Raw genomic sequence first — 22,047 nt, 5'->3', positions numbered from 1 at the left:
CTGCGTGTCCGTCACCGCCCCCGAGCGTTCCGAGTCCTCTGCGGGACGCGCCGACCTGCGCAACGTCGCGATCGTCGCGCACGTCGACCACGGCAAGACGACGCTCGTCGACGCCATGTTGCGCCAGTCGGGCGCCTTCGCCGCGCGTGCCGAGCTCGTCGACCGGGTCATGGACTCCGGCGACCTCGAGCGCGAGAAGGGCATCACGATCCTCGCCAAGAACACGGCGATCCACCGCGACGGCACGACGATCAACGTGATCGACACGCCCGGTCACGCCGACTTCGGCGGCGAGGTCGAGCGCGGCCTGTCGATGGTGGATGGCGTCGTGCTGCTCGTGGACGCCAGCGAGGGTCCGCTGCCCCAGACGCGCTTCGTGCTGCGCAAGGCGCTCGCGGCGCACCTGCCGGTGATCCTGGTCGTCAACAAGACCGACCGCGCCGACGCCCGGTGTGCCGAGGTCGTCGACGAGTCCCTCGAGCTGCTGCTCGAGCTGGCCACCGACCTCGACCTGGACGACGACGTCGTCGCGGGCCTGCTCGACCTGCCCGTCGTCTACGCCAGCGCCCGCGCGGGCAAGGCCTCCACCGAGCGCCCCGCCGACGGCACCGTGCCGGACTCGCCCGACCTCCAGCCGCTGTTCGACATCCTGATGTCGCAGGTCCCGGCCCCGTCCGACGACCCGAACGGCGTCCTGCAGGCCCACGTCACCAACCTCGACGCGTCGTCGTACCTCGGTCGCATCGCGCTGTGCCGCGTGCGCTCGGGCCGCATCCGCCGCGGTCAGCAGGTCGGCTGGTGCCGCGCGGACGGGTCGGTCACCCGGGTCAAGGTCACCGAGCTGCTGCGCACCGAGGCCCTCGAGCGCGTGTCGACCGAGTACGCCGACGCCGGCGACATCGTCGCCGTCGCCGGCATCGCCGAGGTCACCATCGGCGACACCCTCGCCGACCCCGAGGACCCCCGCCCGCTGCCGCGCATCACGGTCGACGAGCCGGCGATCGCCATGACCATCGGCATCAACACCTCGCCGCTCGCCGGCCGCGACCCCAAGCCGGGCACCAAGCTCACCGCCCGCCTGGTGAAGAACCGGCTCGACGCCGAGCTGGTCGGCAACGTCTCCATGCGCGTGCTGCCCACCGAGCGCCCCGACGCCTGGGAGGTCCAGGGCCGCGGCGAGCTCGCACTGGCGATCCTGGTCGAGCAGATGCGCCGCGAGGGCTTCGAGCTCACCGTCGGCAAGCCCGAGGTGGTCACGAGGGTCGTCGACGGCAAGACCCACGAGCCCTTCGAGCGGCTCTCGGTCGACGTCCCCGACGAGCACCTCGGCGCGGTCACCCAGCTCCTCGCGGCCCGCAAGGGCGAGATGCTCGAGATGGCGCACTCGGCGTCCGGCCAGGTCCGGATGGAGTTCCGGGTGCCCTCGCGCGGCCTCATCGGCTTCCGCACCGAGTTCCTCACCGAGACCCGCGGCACCGGCATCGCCAACCAGCTCTTCGACGGCTACGGCCCCTGGGTCGGCGAGCTGCGCGCCCGCATCTCCGGCTCGCTGATCGCCGACCGCGCCGGGGCGGTGACCGGCCACGCCGTCGGTCTGCTCGCCGACCGCGGCGACCTCTTCGTCGGCCCGACCACCCCGGTCTACGCCGGCATGGTCGTCGGCGAGAACTCCCGCTCGGAGGACATGGAGGTCAACATCGTCCGCGAGAAGAAGCTGACCAACATGCGTCAGTCCTCGCAGGACGTCCTCGAGCGCCTCACGCCGCCGCGGATCCTGTCGCTGGAGCAGTCGCTGGAGTTCTGCTCCGAGGACGAGTGCGTCGAGGTCACCCCGGGCGCGGTGCGTATCCGCAAGGTCATCCTGGACGCGCAGGAGCGGCACAAGGCGCGCAACCGCTCGAAGCAGGGGTTGGCCTGAGCGCCTCCTCGAGCTCGGCGCGCGTCGGCTGGGGTACGGCCGTGGCGACGCGATCGAGGGCCGCGCGGGTGGCGGCGACGATCTCGGGGTCGGTGTAGAGCGTCCCCGGATCGCCGACCATGCCCATGATCCGCACCACCGCACGGAAGGCGAGCGGGTCGACCAGCGAGGCCCGGCGGAGCTCGGTGAAGCTCACGCGGTCGGCGCGTGGCGGCGGCGGGTCGGGCGCCTGCTCGCCGAGCACGGAGTGGCGCAGCGCCGCGAGCCGGGCGGCGTCGGAGGCGGCCTGGTCGGCGAACCACGGGCGGACGTGCTCGACGACGGCCCGGTCCATCGCCAGCGCGGCCGCTTCCGGGTCGTCGGGGTGGGCCGCGAGGACCTCGGCGAGGTCGGCGACGGTGCGCAGCGCCACGCCGATGCCGCGCCCGAAGGTCGGGTTCGTGGTGCACACCGCGTCGCCCACGGCGAACAGCCCGAGGGCGACGGGGCGTCCGTCGACCACGAGGCGCCGGAAGGTGTTGTGCAGCCCGCCCATGACCGCGACCTCGGAGATCGGGTCGAGGACGTCGAGCCAGGCGGCGTAGTACGGGACGGTGCGCAGGGTCGCGTCGAAGACGTCGGGGTCGCGGGCGGCGCGGAACCGCCGGTCGGCCGCGAGCGGGGCGAGCGCGATCTGGGCGGTGCGGTTGTCCCCGGCCCAGATCCCGAGCGTGAACTCGTCGAGCCCCATGACGACGCGGGCGGTCTCCGGCCCGGGCAGCGGGGCGCCCTCGCGCATCCGATACTGCCGGCCGAAGTAGGCGAGCCCGCACGCGGCCGACTCGACGCTGCTGCGCCGGGCCCCGATGCCGTCGAGCCACCGGTCGATCGCGGATCGGCGCCCCGCGGCGTCCACGACGAGGTCGGCGGCCACGTCGCCCGCGCTCGTCCGGACGCCGCGCACGCGGGGCGGCCCGGCCCCGTCCGGCCCGTCGTCCGGCCTGTCCGCCAGGAGCCCCGTGACCGTGACGCCCGGGCGCACCCCGACGCCCGGCTCGGTGGCGGCGGCGCGCGCGAGCACCCAGTCGAGGGCGGCGCGCCGGCACATGATCGGGCGCAGCTCGTCGTCGCCCGGGCGGGGGGAACGGTCCTGCAGGGTCGCCGCCATCTGGGACGCGAGCGGCGCGACCCGCGCCCCGGCCGTGTACAGGGCCGCGAGCACGTCGGGCAGGAGCTGCTCGAGCAGCACGCGCGTGCCCGCGAGGAGAACGTGGGGCTGCACGATCTGCGGGGCCGTCGGGCGCAGGGCCTCGGCGGCCGCGGTCTCGAGGTCGGGCGCGGGCGTCAGGTCGTCACGGTCCAGCACGGTGACGCGGTGCCCGCGACGTGCCAGCACCAGGGCCGTCGACAGCCCGCCCGCGCTGCCACCCACCACCGCGACGTCCATGCCGGCCCCACCCGCTCGTCCCCCGGCGACGGTAGCGGCCCGCCGCCGGTGGTCACCAGAACGTCGGGCGCTCGATCACCTGGGTCGGCGCCTCCATCTTCTTGACCTCGCGGTGGCGGCGGTAGCGGCGGATCAGCATCGTCACCACGAGGGCGCCGAGCAAAACGATCACGATGGTCTGGAAGACGCCCGCGTACCGCTCGACGAGGTGCCAGCGCGAGCCGAGGGCGTAGCCGCCGCCGACGAAGACGGCGTTCCAGATCAGGCTGCCCAGCGCCGTGAGCCCGATGAACTCCCACCACGGCATCCGGCGCTGGCCGGCGGGGATGGACACGAACGAGCGGATGCCGGGGATCATCCGGCCGACGAAGACCGCGAGCCGCCCGTTGCGGTCGAACCACTGCTCGGCCTTCACCACGTCGCGCTCGTGGACCAGCGGCATCCGTGCGAGCGTGCGGCGCAGCCACGCGTCCGAGGCGAGCATGCCGATGAGGTAGAGCGCGACCGCCCCGACGACGGAGCCCGCCGTGGTCCAGACGATCGCCGACAGCACCGAGAACTCGCCGCGCCCGGCCGCGAAGCCCGCCAGCGGCAGGATGATCTCGCTGGGGATCGGCGGGAAGAGGTTCTCCAGCGCGACGATCAGGCCGGCGCCGGGGGCGCCGAAGGTCGCCATGAGGTCGGTGGCCCACCCGGCGAGCCCGGAGTCCGTGGGCGGAGCGGGGGGAGCCGGGGGAGCGGCGGCGCTGATCACGGGGAGGAGCGTCGGCATGAGGGGTGAACGAACGGGACGGCGATCGTTCTCCCACCCGGGAGTGTGATTCGTCCCGTTCGCGCCGTCACCCGTTCATGCCCGGCGGGTGACGCGTCGGCGGGCCGGCGCGACGACCCTCGACGGCATGCTGTTGCTGATCTACATCCGCCACATCCGCCGCTCCGCCCATGACTATCCCTGGGTCCACCTCGGCGTGGCCCTGTTCGGCAACTTCGCCTTCGTGGTCGGCAGCATCTTCTTCCTCTACCCCGCCCTGACCCGGACCGGGACGTGGCTGTTCGTCGTCGCCTCCTGGGGCATGCTCATCGGCGTCATCGGCGAGATCCTGGCCCGCTACGAGGCGAAACAACGCCGGCAGGAGGTCGCGAGGGTCGCGGAGGAGGTCGCGGCCGTCGCCGAGGCGAAGCCCGCGACCTGACCCTCCGCGGCACGCCTCAGCGCTCCTCCTGCGGACGCCCCTCCTCGGCCCAGCGGGTGTGGAAGACGCCGGGGCGGTCGGTGCGCCGGTAGGTGTGGGCGCCGAAGAAGTCGCGCTGGCCCTGGATGAGCGCCGCCGGAAGCCGCTCGGCGCGCAGCGCGTCGTAGTACGCCAGCGCCGTCGAGAAGCCCGGCGCCGGGATGCCGAGCTGCGCGGCCACGGACACCACGCGCCGCCACGCGTCCTGCGCGCCGGCGAGGGCCTCGCGGAACGAGGTGTCGGTCAGCAGCGTCGGCAGCTCGGGGTCGCGGCGGTAGGCGGCGGTGATCTCGTCGAGGAACCGTGCCCGGATGATGCAGCCGCCGCGCCAGATCGAGGCGACCGCGCCGAGGTCGATCGACCAGTCGTACTCGGCGGCCCCGGCCTGGATCTGGTTGAAGCCCTGGGCGTACGCGACGATCTTGGACGCGTAGAGCGCCTGCTCGATGTCGTCGGCGAAGCCCTCGGCCGCCGCGCCCTCGAGCACCGCGCCGGACGTGCCCGGCAGGTCGCGGGCGGCGTCGCGCAGGTCGCGGTGGCCCGAGAGCGACCGCGAGAACACGGCCTCGCCGATCCCCGTGACCGGCACCCCGAGCTCCAGCGCGCCCTGCACCGTCCAGCGCCCGGTGCCCTTCTGCTCGGCCTCGTCGGCGACGACGTCGACGAACGGCTTGCCGCTGTCGGCGTCGACGTGGGCGAGCACCTCGGAGGAGATCTCCATCAGGTAGGAGTCGAGGCGCCCGGAGTTCCACTGGCGGAACGTGTCCGCGATCGCGGCGGGGTCGAGGTCGAGGCCCTTGCGCAGCAGGTCGTAGGCCTCGGCGATGAGCTGCATGTCGGCGTACTCGATGCCGTTGTGGACCATCTTCACGAAGTGGCCCGCGCCGTCGGCGCCGATGTGCGTGCAGCAGGGCTCGCCGTCGACCTTGGCCGCGATGTCCTCGAGCAGCGGACCCAGCGCGTCGTAGGCCTCCTTGGGGCCGCCCGGCATGATCGACGGACCGTTGAGGGCGCCCTCCTCGCCGCCCGAGACGCCCATGCCGACGAAGTTCAGGCCCTTCTCCGAGAGCGCCTTCTCGCGGCGGCGCGTGTCGAGGAAGTGGGCGTTGCCGGCGTCGATGATGACGTCGCCCTGGTCGAGCAGCGGGACGAACTCGTCGATCACCGCGTCGGTCGCCGCGCCGGCCGGGACCATCAGCACGATCCGGCGCGGGCGTTCGAGGGCGTCGACGAACTCCTGGGACGACGAGCTGCCGACGAACGTGCCCTCGTCGGAGAAGTTCTCGACGAGCTCGCGCGTGCGCGACTCGCTCCGGTTGTGCACCGCCACCACGTGCCCGTGGCGGGCGAGGTTGCGGGCGAGGTTGCGCCCCATCGTGGCCAGGCCGCTGACGCCGATCTCGGCTTTCGCACTCACGCGGTGCAGAGTGCCCACCGGACTGCCGGTCACACCAGTCCCGATCGGTGATCAGATCGCCCCGTGACCGGACGGTCACACACCGAGTGGGTGACCACCCTCGTGGAGCCCGCGGTCGTTGAACGGCGGTGCGACAGTCACGGCGGTACCTCGCCGGCGCGGTGATCGGCGGCCTGATCGCGACCGGCCTGCTCACGGGGTCGGGCAGCGGCGTCGCGGCGCCCGCGCGGACGTGCGAGCAGTTCGGGTCGTTCCCGCTCGCCGGCGCGACCTACGTCGTGCAGAACAACCGGTGGGGCGCGAGCACCGAGCAGTGCATCACGGCCGCCGCCGCGGGCGTCGGCTTCACCGTGGACACGGCCCGGCACGTCAACAATCAGGGGCCGGCGGGCTACCCGTCGATCTACCGCGGCTGTGTCTACGGGTACTGCACGGCGAAGAGCCCGTTCCCCCGGCGGGTCTCCGACCTCGGGAACCTGCGCTCGAGCTGGGTGACCTCGCGGCCGACCGGCACCGGGACGCAGCAGTACAACACCGCCTACGACATCTGGTTCGACCCGGTCGCGACCCAGGCCGGGCGCAACACGGGGGCCGAGATGATGGTCTGGCTCAACCGGACGAGCTGGGTGCAGCCGATCGGCACCAAGCGGTACGAGATCACGCTGGCCGGGGCCCGGTGGGAGGTCTGGTACGGCCGGATCGACCTGCCGGTGCTCTCGTTCGTGCGCAAGACACCGGTGACGTCGGTGGCCAACCTGCCGCTGACCGACTTCGTCCGCGAGGCCCAGCGCGTCGGCGTCGTCAAGCCGACCTGGTTCCTCACGAGCGTCCAGGCGGGCTTCGAGCCGTGGACCGGCGGCACCGGGCTGCGGACGTCCTCGTTCTCGGTCACGCGCAACGGCGCCTAGGAGTTCATCGGACCGTCATCCCGGCGCCGTCGGATTCCCTGCGCGACGGGGGGCCGGCTCGGTGGGATGGGGGACGTGCCCGACACCCGCGAGCGCTTCCGCCGCGCCTGCGCCGCCGTCGTCGGCGTCCTCCCGGGCCCGCTGCGCCGGATCGTCGCGCCCAGCCTCGTCGGCTTCGCGGTCGTCAACGGGTTCACCTTCGGGGTGGACCTGCTGCTGCTCTCGCTCCTGGTCGACGGCCTGCGCCTGCCGCTGTGGGCCGGGGTCACGCTCGCCTACGGCACGGCGTTCGCGCTGAGCTTCGTGCTCAACCGGTGGCTGAACTTCGACCCCGAGCGCCCCGTCGGTGCGCAGGTCGGGCGCTACGTCGCGGTGATCGCCGTCAACTACGCCGTGATCGTGCTGGGGGTGACGCACGCGGGCGCGGCCCTCGGCGTGCCGTACCAGCTCGCGCGCCTCGCCGCCGGGCTGTGCGAGGCCGTCTTCATGTACTGCGCGATGCGCTGGTTCGTGTTCGGGCGCACCCGGACACGGACCCGCACATGACTACCCTGGACCCGTGCTGTCCCGGATCGACCTGCGCGCCGCCGTCCCCGCCCCCGCCGAGCTGAGGGCCATCGTCCCCCGCGCCGCGGTCGACGTCGACGAGGTCGTCGGGCGGGTCCAGCCGGTGATCGCCGCGGTACGCGATCGCGGGGCGGAGGCGGCCCTGGAGTTCGCGGAGCGGTTCGACCGCGTGCGCCCCGAGTCGATCCGGGTGCCGACGGCCGCGCTGCGCGAGGCGCTCGACGGGGTCGACCCGGACGTCCGCGCCGCGCTGGAGACCTCGATCGAGCGGGCGCGCACCGTCCACGCCGACCAGCGCCGCACCGACACGACCACCCAGGTGGTGCCCGGCGGCACGGTCACCGAGCGCTGGGTGCCGGTGTCGCGGGTCGGGCTCTACGCACCGGGCGGGCTCGCCGTCTACCCGTCGAGCGTCGTCATGAACGTCGTGCCGGCCCAGGAGGCGGGGGTCGAGGGGCTGGTCGTCTGCTCGCCGCCGCAGGCCGAGTTCGGCGGGCGGCCGCACCCGCTGATCCTCGCGGCCGCGGCCCTGCTGGGCGTCGACGAGGTGTGGGCGGTCGGCGGCGCGCAGGCGGTGGCCCTGCTCGCGTACGGGGGCGTCGACACCGACGGCGGCGTGCTCGAGCCCGTCGACATGGTCACCGGGCCGGGCAACGTCTACGTCACCGCCGCGAAGCGGGTGCTGCGCGGGCGCATCGGCATCGACTCCGAGGCCGGCACCACCGAGATCGCGATCCTCGCCGACGCCACCGCCGACCCGGTGCACGTCGCCGCCGACCTCATCAGCCAGGCCGAGCACGACCCGGCGGCGGCGTCGGTGCTGGTCACGACGTCGCCGGAGCTCGCCGACGCCGTGGACGCCGAGGTCGAGGCGCAGGTCGCGACCACCAAGCACACCGAGCGGATCACCACGGCGCTCTCCGGCCCGCAGTCCGGGACGATCCTCGTGTCCGGCGTCGACGAGGGCCTGCAGGTGGTCGACGCCTACGCCGCCGAGCACCTGGAGATCCAGACCGCGGACGCCCGCGCGGTGGCCGCCCGGGTGCGCAACGCGGGCGCGGTGTTCGTCGGCCCGCACAGCCCGGTGTCGCTCGGCGACTACTGCGCGGGCTCCAACCACGTGCTCCCGACGGCCGGGTGCGCGCGGCACTCCAGTGGGCTCTCGGTGCAGACGTTCCTGCGCGGCATCCACGTCGTCGACTACTCCGCCGACGCGCTGGCCGAGGTCGCCGACCGCGTGGTCGCCCTCGCCGACGCCGAGGACCTGCCCGCGCACGGGCAGGCTGTCACCGCTCGGTTCGGGCGCCGGAAGGACCGGTAGGGGATGTCCGACGTCATCGGCGCCGGGGTCACCCTCGACGACCTCCCGCTGCGCGACGACCTGCGCGGTCGCAGCCCCTACGGCGCGCCGCAGATCGAGGTCCCGGTCGCGCTCAACACCAACGAGAACCCGTTCCCGCCGCCGCCCGCGCTGGTCGAGAGCGTGGCCGCGGCGACGCGCGAGGCGGCCGCGTCGCTGCACCGCTACCCGGACCGCGACCACACCGCGCTGCGCTCGGCGCTGGCCGCCTACCTGACGCGGGCGACGGGCGTGCGCCTGGCCACCGAGAACCTGTGGGCCGCCAACGGGTCCAACGAGGTGCTCCAGCAGCTGCTGCAGGCCTTCGGCGGACCCGGGCGGCTCGCGCTGGGCTTCGAGCCGAGCTACTCGATGCACCCGATCCTCGCGGCGGGCACGCGCACGGAGTGGCTGCCCGCCCCGCGCCGCGACGACTTCTCCCTCGACGCCGCCCAGGCCGTCGACGTCGTGCGGGAGAAGCAGCCCGACGTGCTGTTCGTGACCACGCCCAACAACCCGACCGGCCAGTCGATCGAGCTCGACGAGCTGCGGGCGATCGCCGAGGCCGCGACCGGGCTGGTCGTCGTCGACGAGGCCTACGTCGAGTTCTCCTCGGGCCCGAGCGCGGTCGAGCTGCTCGAGCCCCTCGGGCACAAGCTCGTCGTCAGCCGCACGATGTCGAAGGCCTTCGCGTTCGCCGGCGGGCGGCTGGGCTACCTGGCGGCGGCGCCGGCGGTGATCGAGGCGCTGATGCTCGTGCGTCTGCCCTACCACCTGTCCTCGCTCACCCAGGCCGCGGCGCTCGCGGCCCTGGAGCACGCCGACGACACCCTGGCGCTGGTCGCCACCCTGTCCCGCGAGCGCGACCGGGTCGTGGACGCGCTGACCGGGATGGGCGCCCACGTCGTGCCGAGCACCGCGAACTTCGTGCTCTACGGCGGCTTCCCCGCCCGGCACGCCGACGCCCACGCCGCCTGGCAGGCCTACCTCGACGCGGGCGTGCTCGTCCGCGACGTCGGCATCCCGGGGATGCTGCGGGTCACGGTCGGCACGCCGGAGGAGAACGACCGGTTCCTCGAGGTCAGCGCTCAGGTGCTCGGCGCCAGGATCTAGCTCGGCTGACGCGCCGCGTCGCGGGCGGCCCGGAGGCGCTCGACGACCGGCTCGCGGGGGTGCGCCGGGGCGGGCGCGCCGAGGTGGGTCACGCGCAGCTCGGCCATGAAGTCGTCCCACATCGCCGGGCCGCCGTCCTCGAGCAGCTGCGCGCGCACGGCGAGCTCCTCGGTGGTCTCGCGGTGGCGCAGGCCCCAGGAACCGAGCGCGACGAAGACGGGGATGAGCTGGATCGAGGACTCGGTGAGGCTGTAGGTGGCGCGGCGGCCGCGACCGGGGTCGTCGCGGGTGAGCATCCCGTCGGCGACGAGGCGGTGCAGCCGGTCGGCGAGGATGTTCGACGCGATACCCTCCTCGGAGCCGGCCAGCAGCTCGCGGAAGTGGCGCCGCCCGCCGAAGGTGATGTCGCGCAGGACGAGCAGCGTCCAGTGGTCGCCGAGGGCCTCGACCGCCCGGTTGATCGGGCAGCCCGACCGTCCGTCCTGCCGCATGCACGACCTCCCGGGGAGACAGTGGTTGCACTTTACCACTGCATGGGGCTAGCTTCTCGGCTACCGGTTGCACGATGCAACCACTGATCCACGGAGGGCGTCATGAGCCGGCTCCGGGTGCACGCGTTCACCCTCACCCTCGACGGCTTCGGCGCCGGGACCGACCAGCGGGCCGACGCGCCCTTCGGCGACGGCGTCGACGAGCTCCACGCGTGGATGGTGCCGAGCTTCGCCCGGAGACGAAGCGGAGCGGAGCTCGACCATCGGGACAGTGAGGGGAGCGGGGTCGACCACGCCGCCTTCCTCGCCGGCGAGGAGAACATCGGCGCGACGATCATGGGCCGGAACATGTTCGGGCCGGTGCGCGGCGCGTGGCCCGACGAGGGCTGGCGCGGCTGGTGGGGCGAGGACCCGCCGTACCACCACGACGTGTTCGTCATGACCCACCACGCGCGGGCGTCGCTGCCGATGGACGGCGGCACGACCTTCCACTTCGTCGAGGGCTCGCCCGCCGAGGTCCTGGCGTCGGCGACGAAGGCCGCGGACGGGAAGGACGTCCGGCTCGGCGGCGGGGTGGCGACCGTGCGGGCGTTCCTCGCCGAGGGGCTCGTGGACGAGCTGCATCTCGTGGTCGCGCCGATCCTGGCCGGGGCGGGGGAGCGGCTGTTCGAGGGCCTGGACGCCCTGCCGGCCGGCTATCGCGTCGAGAGCCTCGTGCCCGGCGAGAGCGGCGCGGTCCACGTGCAGGTGGTCCGGCGCTGAGCGCTGTCCGTTCCGTACCCTGGAGCGCGTGAGTCGCACGGGACGCGTGGAGCGCGTGACCAAGGAGTCGAGCGTGCTCGTCGAGATCGATCTCGACGGCACCGGCCGCACCGAGGTCGCCACGGGCGTGCCGTTCTTCGACCACATGCTCGACGCGCTGGGCAAGCACGGCGCGCTCGACCTCGTCGTGCGGGCCACCGGCGACGTCGAGATCGACGCCCACCACACCGTCGAGGACGTGTCGATCGTGCTGGGTCAGGCGCTCAAGCAGGCGCTCGGCGACAAGTCGGGCATCCGCCGCTTCGGCGACGCGTGGATCCCGATGGACGAGGCGCTCGCCCAGGCCGTCGTCGACGTCTCCGGTCGGCCGTACTGCGTGCACACCGGCGAGCCGGAGTCGATGGCCGGGTTCGTCGTCGGCGGCAACTACCCGACGGTGCTCAACCGGCACGTCTTCGAGTCGATCGCCTTCCACGCCGGCATCGCCCTGCACGTGCGGGTCACCGGCGGCCGCGACCCGCACCACATCACCGAGGCCGAGTACAAGGCGCTCGCCCGCGCCCTGCGCGCGGCCACCGAGCCCGACCCGCGCCTCGAGGGCCCGGCGTCGACGAAGGGTGTCCTGGAGTCGTGACGGGACACGGAGCGCAGCGGAGCTGGACCCGATGAGCGGCGACGACGTCCTGATCGTCGGGCTCCTGGCCCTCGGCGGGTTCCTCATCGGCGGCGTCGTGAGCTTCTGGCCGCGCAACAAGGTCGGCGCGGTCATCTGCGGTGTCCTCGCCGCCCTCGCCCTCGGCGGAGCGGTCCTGCGTCTCGTCTAGCTGACGCCTGCGTCACTCGGGTGATACATGCGCCGCGGATCGGGAACACGCTGCGCACCCGACGAGCGAGGAGGCAGCGTGGACGGCGCCACCGGCGCGGCAGCACGTCTGGGCCTCCTGGACGGCGGGACGGACGCCGCGGTCGCCCGCCGTGTCTACGACGAGTGGGCCCCGACCTACGACGACGAGGACGCCGGCGCCCTCATGGGCCACCGGAGCGCGGCGCAGGTGGCGGACCGGGTGGCCGCGCTCGTGCGCCCCGAGACCGAGGTCCTCGACGCAGGGTGCGGCACGGGCCGCGTCGGTGCCGAGCTCGCGGCCCGCGGCTTCCGGTCGATCGACGGCCTCGACCTCTCGCCCGGCATGCTCCGCCGGGCCCGGCGGCGCGGGGTCTACCACGACGTCGGGCCCGCCGACCTGCGGCGCACGACGCCCGGGGCCGGCGGGAAGTACGGGGTCGTCACCTGCGTGGGCGCGCTCGCGCCCGGCCACCTCGGCCCCGGCGCGCTCGTCGGCCTCCTCCGCGTGCTGAGGCCCGGCGGCTACCTCGTCGCCACGGTCGCCGACGACACCTGGGCGGCGGAGGGCTACGACAAGGTCATGGCGCGCCTGGTGTCCGACGGCTACGGCGACGTCGTGGAGGAGACGAGCGACCCCGGCCCGGGGCGGCTCGTCGTCCTCGCGGCGCGGGAGGTCCCGGGCCCGGGCCGCTCGGTAATCTGGATCCCGTGAGCACCCCCGCGCCGTCCGTGCCGCGCCCGACCACGCGCACCCCGCGCGTGGTCGTCCTCGACTACGGGTCGGGCAACCTGCGCTCGGCGGAGCGCGCGCTGGAGCGCGTGGGCGCCGACGTCGAGGTCACCGCCGACGGCCGCGCCGCGCTGGACGCCGACGGGCTGGTCGTGCCCGGCGTCGGCGCGTTCGCCGCCTGCGCCGCGGGCCTGCGCTCGGTGCACGGCGAGCGGCTGATCGAGCAGCGCCTGGCCGGCGGGCGCCCGGTGCTCGGCATCTGCGTGGGCATGCAGGTGCTCTTCGAGCGCGGCGTCGAGTTCGGCGAGGAGGCCCACGGCGCGGGGCAGTGGCCCGGCACCGTCGAGAAGCTGCAGGCCCCGGTGCTGCCGCACATGGGGTGGAACACGGTGACCGCACCGGCCGACAGCGTGCTGTTCGCCGGCATGGGGCCCGACACCCGCTTCTACTTCGTGCACTCGTTCGCCGCGCGGCGCTGGGAGCAGGAGGCGCCGGAGCACTTCCGCCCGGCCATGGTCACCTGGGCCCACCACGGCGAGGACTTCGTCGCCGCCGTCGAGAACGGGCCGCTCTCGGCCACCCAGTTCCACCCCGAGAAGTCGGGCGACGCGGGGGCCGAACTCCTCTCGAACTGGCTCGGCTCCCTGCGGTAGAAACCGGGAGACGAAGCGGAGCGGAGCCCGACCCGGAAACTCTTCCCGCACCGGTGTCGAAGACGGGCCGGCCCGTTCGACGCAGGGGTGAGCGGCGGGGTGGACGACCCCGCCGGCGACCCGCGAGGAGATCCCGATGCGCTACATGCTGATCATGGAGGCCCCGGAGTCGATGAGGCTGGGCGAGCCCGACGCCCCGCCCGCCGAGGAGGCCTTCGAGGCGATGGGCCGCTACAACACCGATCTCGTGGACGCGGGCGTGCTGCTCGCCGCCGAGGGCCTGGCGCCGAGCGGCGACGGCTTCGTCGTCACCCACGACGGTGAGACCCCGACCGTCACCGACGGCCCGTTCGCCGAGGCCAAGGAGCTCGTCGCCGGGTTCTGGATCCTCGAGGTCGCCTCGCGCGAGGAGGCCGTGCAGTGGGCGCGGCGCTGCCCGATCGGCCCGGGCGTGCGGCTGCAGGTCCGCCGGATCGCCGAGATGGCCGACCTCCAGGACATCGCCCCGGCCGAGGTGCTCGACGCCGAGGCCACCCTGCGCCGGCGGGTCGCCGAGCGCGAGCAGGTCTGACCCCCTCCCGAACGACTTCCCAGGAGATCGTCATGCGCTTCATGCTGCTGCTCAAGTACGACGAGGCCGCCCAGGCGGACACCCCGCCGGACCCCTCGCTGTTCGAGGAGATGGCCACCTTCAACACCGCGATGGTCGACGCCGGCGTCCTGATGGCCGGCGAGGGCCTGCTGCCGAGCGCCAAGGGCGCCCTCGTCGCGTTCGACGGCGAGGAGCCCACCGTCACCGACGGCCCGTTCGCCGAGGCCAAGGAGCTGGTCGGCGGGTTCTGGATCCTGAAGGTCGACTCGCTGGAGGACGCCGTGTCGTGGGCGCGCCGCGCACCGTTCCGCGACGGCGAGCGCATCGAGGTGCGCCGGGTGACCGAGGCCGAGGACTTCGAGGGCATCGCCCCGCCGGAGGTCCTCGAGGCCGAGGAGGAGCTGCGCGCCCGCCAGGCCCAGCAGCACGGGTGACCACCCGGACCGTCACCGACGACCCCTACGCCGTCCTGGAGACGGTGTGGCGGATGGAGTCGGCCCGGATCGTGGCCGGCGTCGCGCGCCTGGTGCGCGACGTCGGCCGCGCCGAGGAGCTCGCCCACGACGCCCTCGTCGCGGCCATGGAGCAGTGGCCGGCGCAGGGCGTGCCGGACAACCCGGCGGCGTGGCTGGCGTCGACGGCCCGGCGCCGCGCGATCGACATGATCCGCCGCGAGCAGACGCTCGCGCGCAAGACCGAGACGCTCGAGGCGGGGGAGTCGGGCCTGGCGCCCGGGGCGGACGCCGAGGTCGGGGACGGGGCCGCCGCGGTCGGCGACGACGTGCTCGCCCTGCTGTTCGCGACGTGCCACCCGGCGGTGGCCCGCGAGTCCCGGGTGGCGCTCACGCTGCGGCTGTTCGGCGGCCTGACCACCGACGAGATCGCGCACGCGTTCCTCGTCCCGTCCCCGACGATCGGCCAGCGGATCTCGCGGGCCAAGAAGCGCCTGGCCGGGATCGGACCGGAGGCGCTGGCCGTCCCGGTCGGCGACGAGCTCGCGGACCGGCTCGGCGCGGTGCTCGAGGTGATCTACCTCGTGTTCAACGAGGGCTACGCCGCCACGAGCGGTGTCGACTGGACGCGCCCGACGCTGTGCGTCGAGGCGATGCGGCTCGGGCGCGTGCTGGCGGCGCTGAGCCCGCAGGAGGCCGAGGTCCACGGGCTGGTCGCGCTCATGGAGCTGCAGGCCTCGCGGCTGCGGGCACGCGTCGGGCCGTCGGGCGAGCCGGTGCTGCTCGGCGACCAGGACCGTGCGCTGTGGGACCGGATGCTGCTCGGGCGGGGGCTCGCGGCGCTCGAGCGCGCGGAGGCGTCGGGGGAGCGCGGCCGGTACACGCTGCAGGCGGCCATCGCCGCCTGCCACGCCCGCGCCCGCTCGACCGACGCCACCGACTGGGCCGCGATCGCCGCGCTCTACGCCGAGCTCGCGGCGCTCGCGCCGTCGCCGGTGGTGGAGCTGAACCGCGCGGTGGCGGTGGCGCGCGCCGAGGGACCGGAGGCCGGGCTCGCGGTGCTCGCGCCGCTGCGCGACGACCCGACCCTCGCCCGGTACCACCTGCTGCCCGCGGTGCGCGCCGACATGCTCACCACGCTGGGCCGGGTGGACGAGGCCGTCGGGGAGATCGACCGGGCGCTGGAGCTGGTCCGCACGGTCGCCGAGCGCGAGCTGCTGGAGCGGCGGCGGGCGGCGCTGCTCGGGACGTGACGGGCGCGTGGCTACGATCGCCCGCCGTGACCATCGACCTGCTCCCCGCCGTCGACGTCGTGGACGGCCAGGCCGTGCGCCTCGTCCAGGGCCGGGCCGGCACCGAGACCGGCTACGGCGACCCCCTCGAGGCGGCCCGCGCCTGGGCCGACGACGGCGCGGAGTGGCTGCACCTCGTCGACCTGGACGCGGCGTTCGGGCGCGGCTCCAACGCCGAGCTGCTCGCGCGCGTCGTCGAGCAGACCGACATCGCCGTCGAGCTCTCCGGCGGCATCCGCGACGACGCCTCCCTGCGCCGGGCGCTCGACACCGGCTGCCGGCGCGTCAACATCGGCACCGCCGCCCTCGAGGACCCGGAGTGGTGCGCGAAGGCGATCGCGGAGTTCGGCGACCGGGTGGCGGTCGGCCTCGACGTCAAGATCACCGAGGGGCGGCACCGGCTGGCCGCGCGCGGCTGGGTGTCCGACGGCGGCGACCTGTGGAGCGTGCTCGCGCGCCTCGACGCCGAGGGCTGCGCGCGCTACGTCGTCACCGACGTCGGGCGCGACGGCACGCTCACCGGCCCCAACACCGAGCTCCTCGAGGCCGTGTGCGCGCGCACCGACCGGCCCGTCGTCGCCTCGGGTGGGGTGTCGTCGCTCGACGACCTGCGCACGCTCAACGCCCTCGCGCCCCAGGGCGTCGAGGGCGCGATCGTCGGCAAGGCGCTCTACGCCGGCAACTTCACGCTCCGCGACGCCCTGGCGATCACGGGTCGCCAGCGCGGTTAGGCTGGTCGACATGGGTGTCGCCGTCCGCGTGATCCCCTGCCTGGACGTGGACGCCGGCAGGGTGGTCAAGGGCGTCAACTTCGTCGACCTGCGCGACGCCGGCGACCCCGTCGAGATGGCCCGGCTCTACGACGCCGAGGGCGCCGACGAGCTCACGTTCCTCGACGTCAGCGCCTCGTCGGGCGAGCGCGAGACCACCTACGACGTCGTCCGGCGCACCGCCGAGCAGGTGTTCATCCCGCTCACGGTCGGCGGCGGCGTGCGCACCAACGACGACATCGACAAGCTGCTGCGCGCCGGGGCGGACAAGGTCGGCATCAACACCGCCGCCATCGCCCGGCCCGAGTTCCTGGGCGAGGCGAGCAGGCGGTACGGCTCGCAGTGCATCGTGCTGTCGGTCGACGCCCGGCGCGTGCCCGCGGACGGGCAGCCGACGCCGTCCGGGTTCGAGGTCACCACCCACGGCGGGCGGCGCGGCACGGGCATCGACGCGCTCGAGTGGGCCCAGCGCGGCCAGGAGCTCGGCGTCGGGGAGATCCTGCTGAACTCGATGGACGCCGACGGCACCAAGGCCGGCTTCGACCTCGAGATGATCACCAAGGTGCGCGCGCTCGTGGACGTGCCGGTGATCGCGAGCGGGGGCGCGGGCGAGGTCGAGCACTTCCCGCCGGCCGTCGCGGCCGGGGCGGACGCGGTGCTCGCGGCCAGCGTGTTCCACTTCGGGATCATGCGCATAGGCGAGGTCAAGGACGCGCTGCGCGAGGACGGGGTGGAGATCCGGTGAGCCAGGACGCGCCGCGGAGCGGAGCCGGACCGTCGAACTGGTCGCTCGATCCCGAGGTGGCCGCGCGGCTCAAGCGCACCCCCGACGGTCTCGTCTGCGCCGTGGTGCAGCAGCACGACACCCGCGAGGTCCTCATGGTCGCGTGGATGTCGGACGAGGCCCTGGCCCGCACCATCGCGACGCGCGAGGGCACGTACTGGTCGCGCTCCCGCGACGAGCTCTGGATCAAGGGCGCGACCTCCGGCCACGTGCAGAAGGTCGTCGAGGTCCGCCTCGACTGCGACGGCGACACCGTCCTGGTGCTCGTCGACCAGTCCGGTGCCGCCTGCCACACCGGCGATCACACCTGCTTCGACGCCGACGTCCTGCTGCCCGCGGACGGCTGAACCACCGCGTTCGTGCGCCCGGGCGACCCGGCCGCGACGGCGTCGCGCTCGGCCGCGACCGCGGTGAACATGTCGACGGCCGCCCGGACGGCCGCCGTGCCCCGGTCGGTGCGCCACACCGCGTCGATGCTGCGGTGCAGCGGCGGGTCGGTGACGACGGCGACGACGCCCGCGGGCAGCGGGGGCCGGGCGAGGCGGGGGACCAGCGCGGCGACCCCGACGCCCGCCGCGAGCTCGACGTGCATGCCGAAGCCGCGGACCTGGCACGTCACGCGCGGCTCCAGGCCCTGCGCGCGCAGGGTGTGCAGGAGCCACGCCCCGGCGCGGGTGTCGGACCCGTCGGCGACCCAGTCGAGGTCGTCGACGTCTCCCAGACGGACCGGCGTGCGCGTGGCCAGCCCGTGACCGGCCGGAAGCAGCAGGTCGATGACGTCGTCGCAGAGCCGCGCCCGCGAGGTGCCGGGCGGGATCGGAGCCGGCGAGCCGTCCCAGTTCTCGACCACCGCGATGTCGAGGTCGCCGGCGAGCACCGCGGGCAGCGTCTCCTCGGCCTCGCCGTCGGCCAGGGCCACGCGCAGGTCGGGGTGGGCGAGGCGCAGGCGGGCCAGGGTCGGCGGGGCGAGCGCGTGCACGGAGGTCTGGATGGCGCCGATCCGCAGCTCGCCGACCACCTCGTCGCGCAGGCGGTCGAGGTCGAGGCGGGCGGCGGCGACGCGGGCGAGGATGTCGGCGGCGTGCTCGGCGAGCATCCGCCCGGCGGTGGTGAGGCGCAGCCCGCGGCCCGCCGGCTCGGTGAGCCCGGTGCCCGCCTCGCGCTCGAGCTTCGCCAGCTGCTGGGAGACCGCCGAGGGCGTCAGGTGCAGGGCGGCCGCCGCGCCGGCGATCGACCCGTGCCGCGCGAGGGCGTCGAGGGCGCGGAGGCGGTCGAGCGCGAACACATCAGCGAACGTAACGGAAGTCGGGCAGGAATCATCGCTGGTCGGAAACGGTCGGGCGACCGACCATCAAGGGCGTGACGCGCTCCCTCGCCCGCCCGACCGCCTCCGAAGCCGCCCCTCGCGTCCGCGTCGACCCGCGCCTCGTCGCCGTGGCCGGCAGCCTGTGCATCGCGTTCTCGCCGATCTTCATCGCGCTCGCCGACGTCAGCCCCGGGACGGCGACGTTCTTCCGCTGCGCGCTCGCGCTGCCGATCCTCGCCCCGCTGGCGCTGCTCGAGTGGCGCCGCCGGCGCCGGGTGGTCGCCCGCGTCGGCAACCGTCCGCTCGTGCTGCTCGCCGGGGGCGCGCTGCTCGGGCTCGACATGACGCTGTGGGCGGAGTCGGTGCGCGCGGTCGGCGCGGGCGTGTCGACGGTGGTCGTCAACGCGCAGGTCGTGATCCTGCCGCTGCTCGCGTTCCTGGTGCTCGGCGAGCGGGTGCGGCGGACGTTCGTGCTCGCGGTGCCGGTCATGCTGGTCGGCGTCGCGCTGGCGGGCGGACTGGCCGGGGGGAGCGACGCCGTGTCGGCGCCCGCGCCGGTGCGCGGGACGGTGACGGCGCTGGTCGCGGCGGTCGCCTACGCCGGCTACCTGCTCTTCGTGCGCCTCGGCGCCGGTCCCGGGCAGCGGTTCACGCCGGTCGCGATCGCCACCGTCGGCGCGGCGGTCACGTCGTTCGTCGTCGGCTCCTTCTGGCAGGGCGTCGACCTCGCGCCCGGCTGGCCCGCCCTGGGCTGGCTGATCACCCTCGCGATCGTCGGGCAGGTGATCGGCTGGGTGCTGATCGCGTCGGCGCTCCCGCGGCTCGCGTCGTCCACCGGCGCCTCGATCCTGCTGCTCCAGCCGGTCGGGGCGGTGCTGCTCGGCGCGCTCGTGCTCGGCGAGCGGCCCGGCGTGCTGCAGCTGCTCGGCTGCGCGGTCGTGCTCGGCGCGGTCGCCGTTGCCGCCCGGACCCGCGCCGCCCCGCCGCCCGAACCGGCCGGCGAGCCGGCGGTGTCCGACGAACCCACCGACGCGTCGCGCGCCTGACCCGCTCACCGGAGATCCCGGACCCGGTGGGGGAGGCCTGTCGGGGGAGGGGGCCACAATGAGCTCCGTGCCCCCGTCCGACGCCTCCAGCGCCCCGCTCGGCGCGGTCGTGCCCGATCGCGCGGGCTTCCACGCCCTGGCCGCGCACCACCGCGTCATCCCGGTGACGCGGCGCCTGCTGGCCGACGGCGAGACGCCCGTCGGGCTCTACCGCAAGCTCGCGGGGCGGCGTCCCGGCACGTTCCTGCTCGAGTCCGCGGCGCACGGCGAGTCCTGGTCGCGCTGGAGCTTCGTGGGCGCGCGCAGCGCCGCCACGCTCACCGAGCAGGACGGGCGCGCGGTGTGGACGGGGCAGGTGCCGGTGGGGCTGCCCGGCGGCCCCGACGACGAGGCGACGTGGGACGACCCGCTGGCCGTCCTGCGCGAGACGCTGCAGCGCCTGCGCACCGACCCGCTGCCCGGGCTCCCGCCGCTCACCGGCGGGCTCGTCGGCTACGTCGGGTACGACGCGGTGCGCCGGCTCGAGCGGGTCGGCGAGCTCGCGACGGACGACCTGCAGATCCCCGAGCTGGTGATGCTGCTCGCCACCGACGTGGCCGCGCTCGACCACCACGAGGGCACGGTCACGCTCATCGCCAATGCCGTGAACTGGGACGACAGCCCGGAGCGCGCGGACGCCGCGTACGACGACGCGCTCGCGCGTCTCGACCGCATGGCCTCCGAGCTCGCCGCGCCGGCTCCGTCGACGGTCGCCACCGCGGAGCGCCCGCAGGGTGCCGGCGCGGTCCGGCGCCGCCGCTCGCCCGAGGAGCACCACGCGGCCATCGAGGTCGCCAAGGAGCGGATCCGCGCGGGCGACGCGTTCCAGGTCGTCGTCTCGCAGCGCTTCGAGGCGGACACGAGCGCCGACGCACTCGAGATCTACCGGGTGCTGCGGATGACCAACCCCAGCCCGTACATGTACCTCCTGCGGCTCGCCGACGCCGACGGCCGGCCCTTCGAGATCGTCGGGTCGAGCCCCGAGGCCCTGGTGACGGTGCGGGACGGGGTGGCCACCACCCACCCGATCGCCGGGACGCGCTGGCGCGGCGCCGACGAGGAGGAGGACACCCTCCTCGAGAAGGACCTCCTCGCCGACGACAAGGAGCGTGCCGAGCACCTCATGCTCGTCGACCTCGGGCGCAACGACCTCGGGCGTGTCTGCGTGCCGGGCACGGTCACCGTGCGGCGGTTCTTCGAGATCGAGCGCTACAGCCACGTCATGCACCTGGTGAGCACGGTCAGCGGCCGCCTCGCGCCGGAGCGCACGGCGTTCGACGCCGTCGCCGCATGCTTCCCGGCGGGCACGCTCTCGGGCGCGCCCAAGCCGATGGCGCTGCAGATCATCGAGGAGCTCGAGCCCACCCGCCGCGGGCTCTACGGCGGCATCGTCGGCTACCTCGACTTCGCCGGCGACGCGGACACCGCCATCGCGATCCGCACCGGGCTGCTGCGCGACGGCGTCGCCTACGTGCAGTCCGGCGGCGGCATCGTCGCCGACTCCGACCCCGAGGCCGAGGACACGGAGTGCGTCAACAAGGCGCGCGCCGTGCTCGCCGCGGTCGCGGCCGCCGACACCGTCGCTGCGCCGGCCACGGTCTCCGGCGGGTCCGGGGCCGCCTCGCCGATCTCGGCCGTGTCGTGACCGCCGTCCCGCGCCGGCCCCCGCGCGACGGCACAGCCCCGCCCGGGCGCCTGCTCGGGATCGTCGCGCTGCTGCTCGCGGTCGCGGCGGCGGTGCTGTGGGGGGCCTCGCGGGTCAGCTGGGTCAGCCAGGTCGTCGAGGGCGTCGCCGGGTCGCGGACGAGCACGGCCGACGGGGCCACCGCCGAGCCGATCCTGGTGCCGTGGGCGCTGCTGTGCCTCGCCGCGATCGGCGGCCTCGTCGCCACGGCGGGCTGGGGGCGCCGGGTCGTCGGCACGCTCGTGGCCGTCGCCGGGCTCTGGGCGCTGCTGCGCTCGGCGACGGGGCTGCTCGCGCCACGGGCGGACGCCCTGCCGGTCGGGCTCGCGCAGAGCGACCGCCCGCTGCCGTCCGAGGCCGTGGTCGCAGGACCGCTGCTCGGCGTCCTCGGCGCGCTGGTCATGATCGCCGCGGGGCTGCTCACGGTCCGCTGGGCCGCGGTGCTGCCGCGGATGGGGGCGCAGTACGAGGCGCCGGGCGCCCGCCCGGCCGCCGCGCGTCCCGCCGATCCTGACACGGCGCTCTGGGAGGCTCTCGACGACGGGCGGGACCCGACCGGCGATCCCACGTCCGGGCCGGAGGCGGGTCCTCCCGACGGACCCCGCGCCGGACCCTCCGACGGGGTGGGCAGGACCGGAGGAGGGGCGGGTTAACATGGAGCGAACTCGGACGGGGGAAAGGG

Annotated in this window: 25 protein-coding genes; 20 read left to right on the top strand and 5 right to left on the bottom strand. The window is 74.7% G+C overall.

All coding sequences use genetic code 11. The annotated features are described in order from the left end of the window. Window positions 1-4 precede the first annotated feature (4 nt). Window positions 5-1,918 carry a translational GTPase TypA gene (gene typA, locus WCD58_RS01545; RefSeq protein ID WP_337698865.1) on the top strand — a complete coding sequence of 638 codons (1,914 nt, stop codon included), beginning with the start codon at window positions 5-7 and terminating at the stop codon, window positions 1,916-1,918. Here typA and WCD58_RS01540 read toward each other — a convergent pair. After that, window positions 1,857-3,344, bottom strand: coding sequence for an FAD-dependent oxidoreductase (locus tag WCD58_RS01540; protein WP_337698864.1), 1,488 nt, complete (start codon window positions 3,342-3,344; stop codon window positions 1,857-1,859). The two genes, typA and WCD58_RS01540, sit on opposite strands and share 62 nt — an antisense overlap. A gap of 52 nt (window positions 3,345-3,396) precedes the next feature. Next, the gene (locus WCD58_RS01535) at window positions 3,397-4,098 is read right to left on the bottom strand and encodes a DedA family protein (protein WP_337698863.1); all 702 of its coding nucleotides are present in this window, start codon (window positions 4,096-4,098) and stop codon (window positions 3,397-3,399) included. Window positions 4,099-4,243: 145 nt separating this feature from the next. Here WCD58_RS01535 and WCD58_RS01530 point away from each other — a divergent pair, with 145 nt between their 5' ends. Further along, window positions 4,244-4,537 (top strand): YrhK family protein, encoded by a 294-nt coding sequence (locus WCD58_RS01530; RefSeq protein WP_337698862.1) that lies wholly within the window; start codon window positions 4,244-4,246, stop codon window positions 4,535-4,537. A 16-nt stretch (window positions 4,538-4,553) separates the two neighbouring features. On the opposite strand, the gene gnd is transcribed toward WCD58_RS01530, so the two are convergent. Then, complete coding sequence (gnd, locus tag WCD58_RS01525) at window positions 4,554-5,993, bottom strand: NADP-dependent phosphogluconate dehydrogenase (RefSeq protein ID WP_337698861.1); 1,440 nt, start codon at window positions 5,991-5,993, stop codon at window positions 4,554-4,556. 128 nt (window positions 5,994-6,121) lie between these two features. On the opposite strand from gnd, the gene WCD58_RS01520 reads away from it, so the two are divergent. The 4 genes from WCD58_RS01520 (at window position 6,122) to WCD58_RS01505 (ending at window position 9,920) form a co-directional block, all read left to right on the top strand. Then, entirely contained in the window at window positions 6,122-6,901 is a 780-nt protein-coding gene (locus WCD58_RS01520; protein ID WP_337698860.1) for a GH12 family glycosyl hydrolase domain-containing protein, read from the top strand. 75 nt (window positions 6,902-6,976) lie between these two features. Continuing rightward, window positions 6,977-7,447, top strand: coding sequence for a GtrA family protein (locus WCD58_RS01515; RefSeq protein WP_373696171.1), 471 nt, complete (start codon window positions 6,977-6,979; stop codon window positions 7,445-7,447). Between the two features lie 13 nt (window positions 7,448-7,460). Then, a complete protein-coding gene (gene hisD, locus WCD58_RS01510) occupies window positions 7,461-8,789 on the top strand; it encodes a histidinol dehydrogenase (protein WP_337698858.1) in 1,329 nt (442 codons plus the stop codon). A gap of 3 nt (window positions 8,790-8,792) precedes the next feature. Further along, window positions 8,793-9,920, top strand: a complete 1,128-nt coding sequence (locus tag WCD58_RS01505; protein ID WP_337698857.1) for a histidinol-phosphate transaminase — start codon at window positions 8,793-8,795, stop codon at window positions 9,918-9,920. Here WCD58_RS01505 and WCD58_RS01500 read toward each other — a convergent pair. Continuing rightward, a complete protein-coding gene (locus WCD58_RS01500; RefSeq protein ID WP_337698856.1) occupies window positions 9,917-10,411 on the bottom strand; it encodes a winged helix-turn-helix transcriptional regulator in 495 nt (164 codons plus the stop codon). The two genes, WCD58_RS01505 and WCD58_RS01500, sit on opposite strands and share 4 nt — an antisense overlap. Window positions 10,412-10,513: 102 nt before the next feature. On the opposite strand from WCD58_RS01500, the gene WCD58_RS01495 reads away from it, so the two are divergent. The 11 genes from WCD58_RS01495 (at window position 10,514) to hisI (ending at window position 17,637) form a co-directional block, all read left to right on the top strand. Next, the gene (locus tag WCD58_RS01495; RefSeq protein ID WP_337698855.1) at window positions 10,514-11,173 is read left to right on the top strand and encodes a dihydrofolate reductase family protein; all 660 of its coding nucleotides are present in this window, start codon (window positions 10,514-10,516) and stop codon (window positions 11,171-11,173) included. A gap of 28 nt (window positions 11,174-11,201) precedes the next feature. Next, the gene (gene hisB, locus WCD58_RS01490; protein WP_337698854.1) at window positions 11,202-11,807 is read left to right on the top strand and encodes an imidazoleglycerol-phosphate dehydratase HisB; all 606 of its coding nucleotides are present in this window, start codon (window positions 11,202-11,204) and stop codon (window positions 11,805-11,807) included. Window positions 11,808-11,838: 31 nt separating this feature from the next. Next, the gene (locus WCD58_RS01485) at window positions 11,839-11,997 is read left to right on the top strand and encodes a CG2302 family histidine operon protein (protein ID WP_337698853.1); all 159 of its coding nucleotides are present in this window, start codon (window positions 11,839-11,841) and stop codon (window positions 11,995-11,997) included. A gap of 78 nt (window positions 11,998-12,075) precedes the next feature. After that, window positions 12,076-12,729 carry a class I SAM-dependent DNA methyltransferase gene (locus WCD58_RS01480; protein WP_337698852.1) on the top strand — a complete coding sequence of 218 codons (654 nt, stop codon included), beginning with the start codon at window positions 12,076-12,078 and terminating at the stop codon, window positions 12,727-12,729. Between the two features lie 47 nt (window positions 12,730-12,776). Continuing rightward, window positions 12,777-13,400, top strand: a complete 624-nt coding sequence (gene hisH, locus WCD58_RS01475; RefSeq protein WP_337700767.1) for an imidazole glycerol phosphate synthase subunit HisH — start codon at window positions 12,777-12,779, stop codon at window positions 13,398-13,400. Window positions 13,401-13,536: 136 nt separating this feature from the next. After that, complete coding sequence (locus WCD58_RS01470) at window positions 13,537-13,971, top strand: YciI family protein (RefSeq protein ID WP_337698851.1); 435 nt, start codon at window positions 13,537-13,539, stop codon at window positions 13,969-13,971. A 32-nt stretch (window positions 13,972-14,003) separates the two neighbouring features. Then, the gene (locus WCD58_RS01465) at window positions 14,004-14,426 is read left to right on the top strand and encodes a YciI family protein (protein ID WP_337698850.1); all 423 of its coding nucleotides are present in this window, start codon (window positions 14,004-14,006) and stop codon (window positions 14,424-14,426) included. Between the two features lie 53 nt (window positions 14,427-14,479). After that, window positions 14,480-15,697: an RNA polymerase sigma factor gene (locus WCD58_RS01460; RefSeq protein WP_337700765.1), complete on the top strand. Its 1,218-nt coding sequence runs from the start codon at window positions 14,480-14,482 to the stop codon at window positions 15,695-15,697. A 26-nt stretch (window positions 15,698-15,723) separates the two neighbouring features. Further along, window positions 15,724-16,467, top strand: coding sequence for a bifunctional 1-(5-phosphoribosyl)-5-((5-phosphoribosylamino)methylideneamino)imidazole-4-carboxamide isomerase/phosphoribosylanthranilate isomerase PriA (priA, locus tag WCD58_RS01455; protein ID WP_337698849.1), 744 nt, complete (start codon window positions 15,724-15,726; stop codon window positions 16,465-16,467). A gap of 10 nt (window positions 16,468-16,477) precedes the next feature. Next, the gene (hisF, locus tag WCD58_RS01450) at window positions 16,478-17,251 is read left to right on the top strand and encodes an imidazole glycerol phosphate synthase subunit HisF (RefSeq protein WP_337698848.1); all 774 of its coding nucleotides are present in this window, start codon (window positions 16,478-16,480) and stop codon (window positions 17,249-17,251) included. Beyond that, window positions 17,248-17,637, top strand: a complete 390-nt coding sequence (hisI, locus tag WCD58_RS01445; RefSeq protein ID WP_337698847.1) for a phosphoribosyl-AMP cyclohydrolase — start codon at window positions 17,248-17,250, stop codon at window positions 17,635-17,637. Before hisF ends, hisI begins: the two co-directional genes overlap by 4 nt. On the opposite strand, the gene WCD58_RS01440 is transcribed toward hisI, so the two are convergent. Further along, a complete protein-coding gene (locus WCD58_RS01440; protein ID WP_337698846.1) occupies window positions 17,592-18,575 on the bottom strand; it encodes a LysR family transcriptional regulator in 984 nt (327 codons plus the stop codon). The genes hisI and WCD58_RS01440 overlap by 46 nt on opposite strands. A gap of 74 nt (window positions 18,576-18,649) precedes the next feature. On the opposite strand from WCD58_RS01440, the gene WCD58_RS01435 reads away from it, so the two are divergent. From WCD58_RS01435 to WCD58_RS01425, 3 genes are read left to right on the top strand one after another with little or no spacing between them, the layout of a single operon-like run. Then, window positions 18,650-19,642, top strand: a complete 993-nt coding sequence (locus WCD58_RS01435) for a DMT family transporter (RefSeq protein WP_337698845.1) — start codon at window positions 18,650-18,652, stop codon at window positions 19,640-19,642. Window positions 19,643-19,700: 58 nt separating this feature from the next. Next, window positions 19,701-21,326, top strand: coding sequence for an anthranilate synthase component I (locus tag WCD58_RS01430; RefSeq protein ID WP_373696170.1), 1,626 nt, complete (start codon window positions 19,701-19,703; stop codon window positions 21,324-21,326). Then, window positions 21,323-22,018 carry a TIGR02234 family membrane protein gene (locus tag WCD58_RS01425; RefSeq protein ID WP_337698843.1) on the top strand — a complete coding sequence of 232 codons (696 nt, stop codon included), beginning with the start codon at window positions 21,323-21,325 and terminating at the stop codon, window positions 22,016-22,018. The genes WCD58_RS01430 and WCD58_RS01425 overlap by 4 nt, the downstream gene beginning before the upstream one ends. Window positions 22,019-22,047: the final 29 nt, after the last annotated feature.

Source organism: Actinomycetospora flava, assembly GCF_037400335.1.
In the GTDB taxonomy this organism is placed as follows: Bacteria; Actinomycetota; Actinomycetes; order Mycobacteriales; family Pseudonocardiaceae; genus Actinomycetospora; species Actinomycetospora flava.
This window is presented reverse-complemented; position numbering and strand designations above follow the sequence as displayed.

Bases quoted from the DNA above. Each gene is read 5' to 3' on its own strand.
- WCD58_RS01505 (WP_337698857.1), top strand. From the start codon at position 8,793: ATGTCCGACGTCATCGGCGCCGGGGTCACCCTCGACGACCTCCCGCTG.
- WCD58_RS01430 (WP_373696170.1), top strand. From the start codon at position 19,701: ATGAGCTCCGTGCCCCCGTCCGACGCCTCCAGCGCCCCGCTCGGCGCG.
- WCD58_RS01460 (WP_337700765.1), top strand. From the start codon at position 14,480: ATGGAGTCGGCCCGGATCGTGGCCGGCGTCGCGCGCCTGGTGCGCGAC.
- WCD58_RS01465 (WP_337698850.1), top strand. From the start codon at position 14,004: ATGCGCTTCATGCTGCTGCTCAAGTACGACGAGGCCGCCCAGGCGGAC.
- hisF (WP_337698848.1), top strand. From the start codon at position 16,478: ATGGGTGTCGCCGTCCGCGTGATCCCCTGCCTGGACGTGGACGCCGGC.
- WCD58_RS01540 (WP_337698864.1), bottom strand. From the start codon at position 3,344: ATGGACGTCGCGGTGGTGGGTGGCAGCGCGGGCGGGCTGTCGACGGCC.
- WCD58_RS01495 (WP_337698855.1), top strand. From the start codon at position 10,514: ATGAGCCGGCTCCGGGTGCACGCGTTCACCCTCACCCTCGACGGCTTC.
- WCD58_RS01485 (WP_337698853.1), top strand. From the start codon at position 11,839: ATGAGCGGCGACGACGTCCTGATCGTCGGGCTCCTGGCCCTCGGCGGG.
- WCD58_RS01500 (WP_337698856.1), bottom strand. From the start codon at position 10,411: ATGCGGCAGGACGGACGGTCGGGCTGCCCGATCAACCGGGCGGTCGAG.
- WCD58_RS01530 (WP_337698862.1), top strand. From the start codon at position 4,244: ATGCTGTTGCTGATCTACATCCGCCACATCCGCCGCTCCGCCCATGAC.
- WCD58_RS01470 (WP_337698851.1), top strand. From the start codon at position 13,537: ATGCGCTACATGCTGATCATGGAGGCCCCGGAGTCGATGAGGCTGGGC.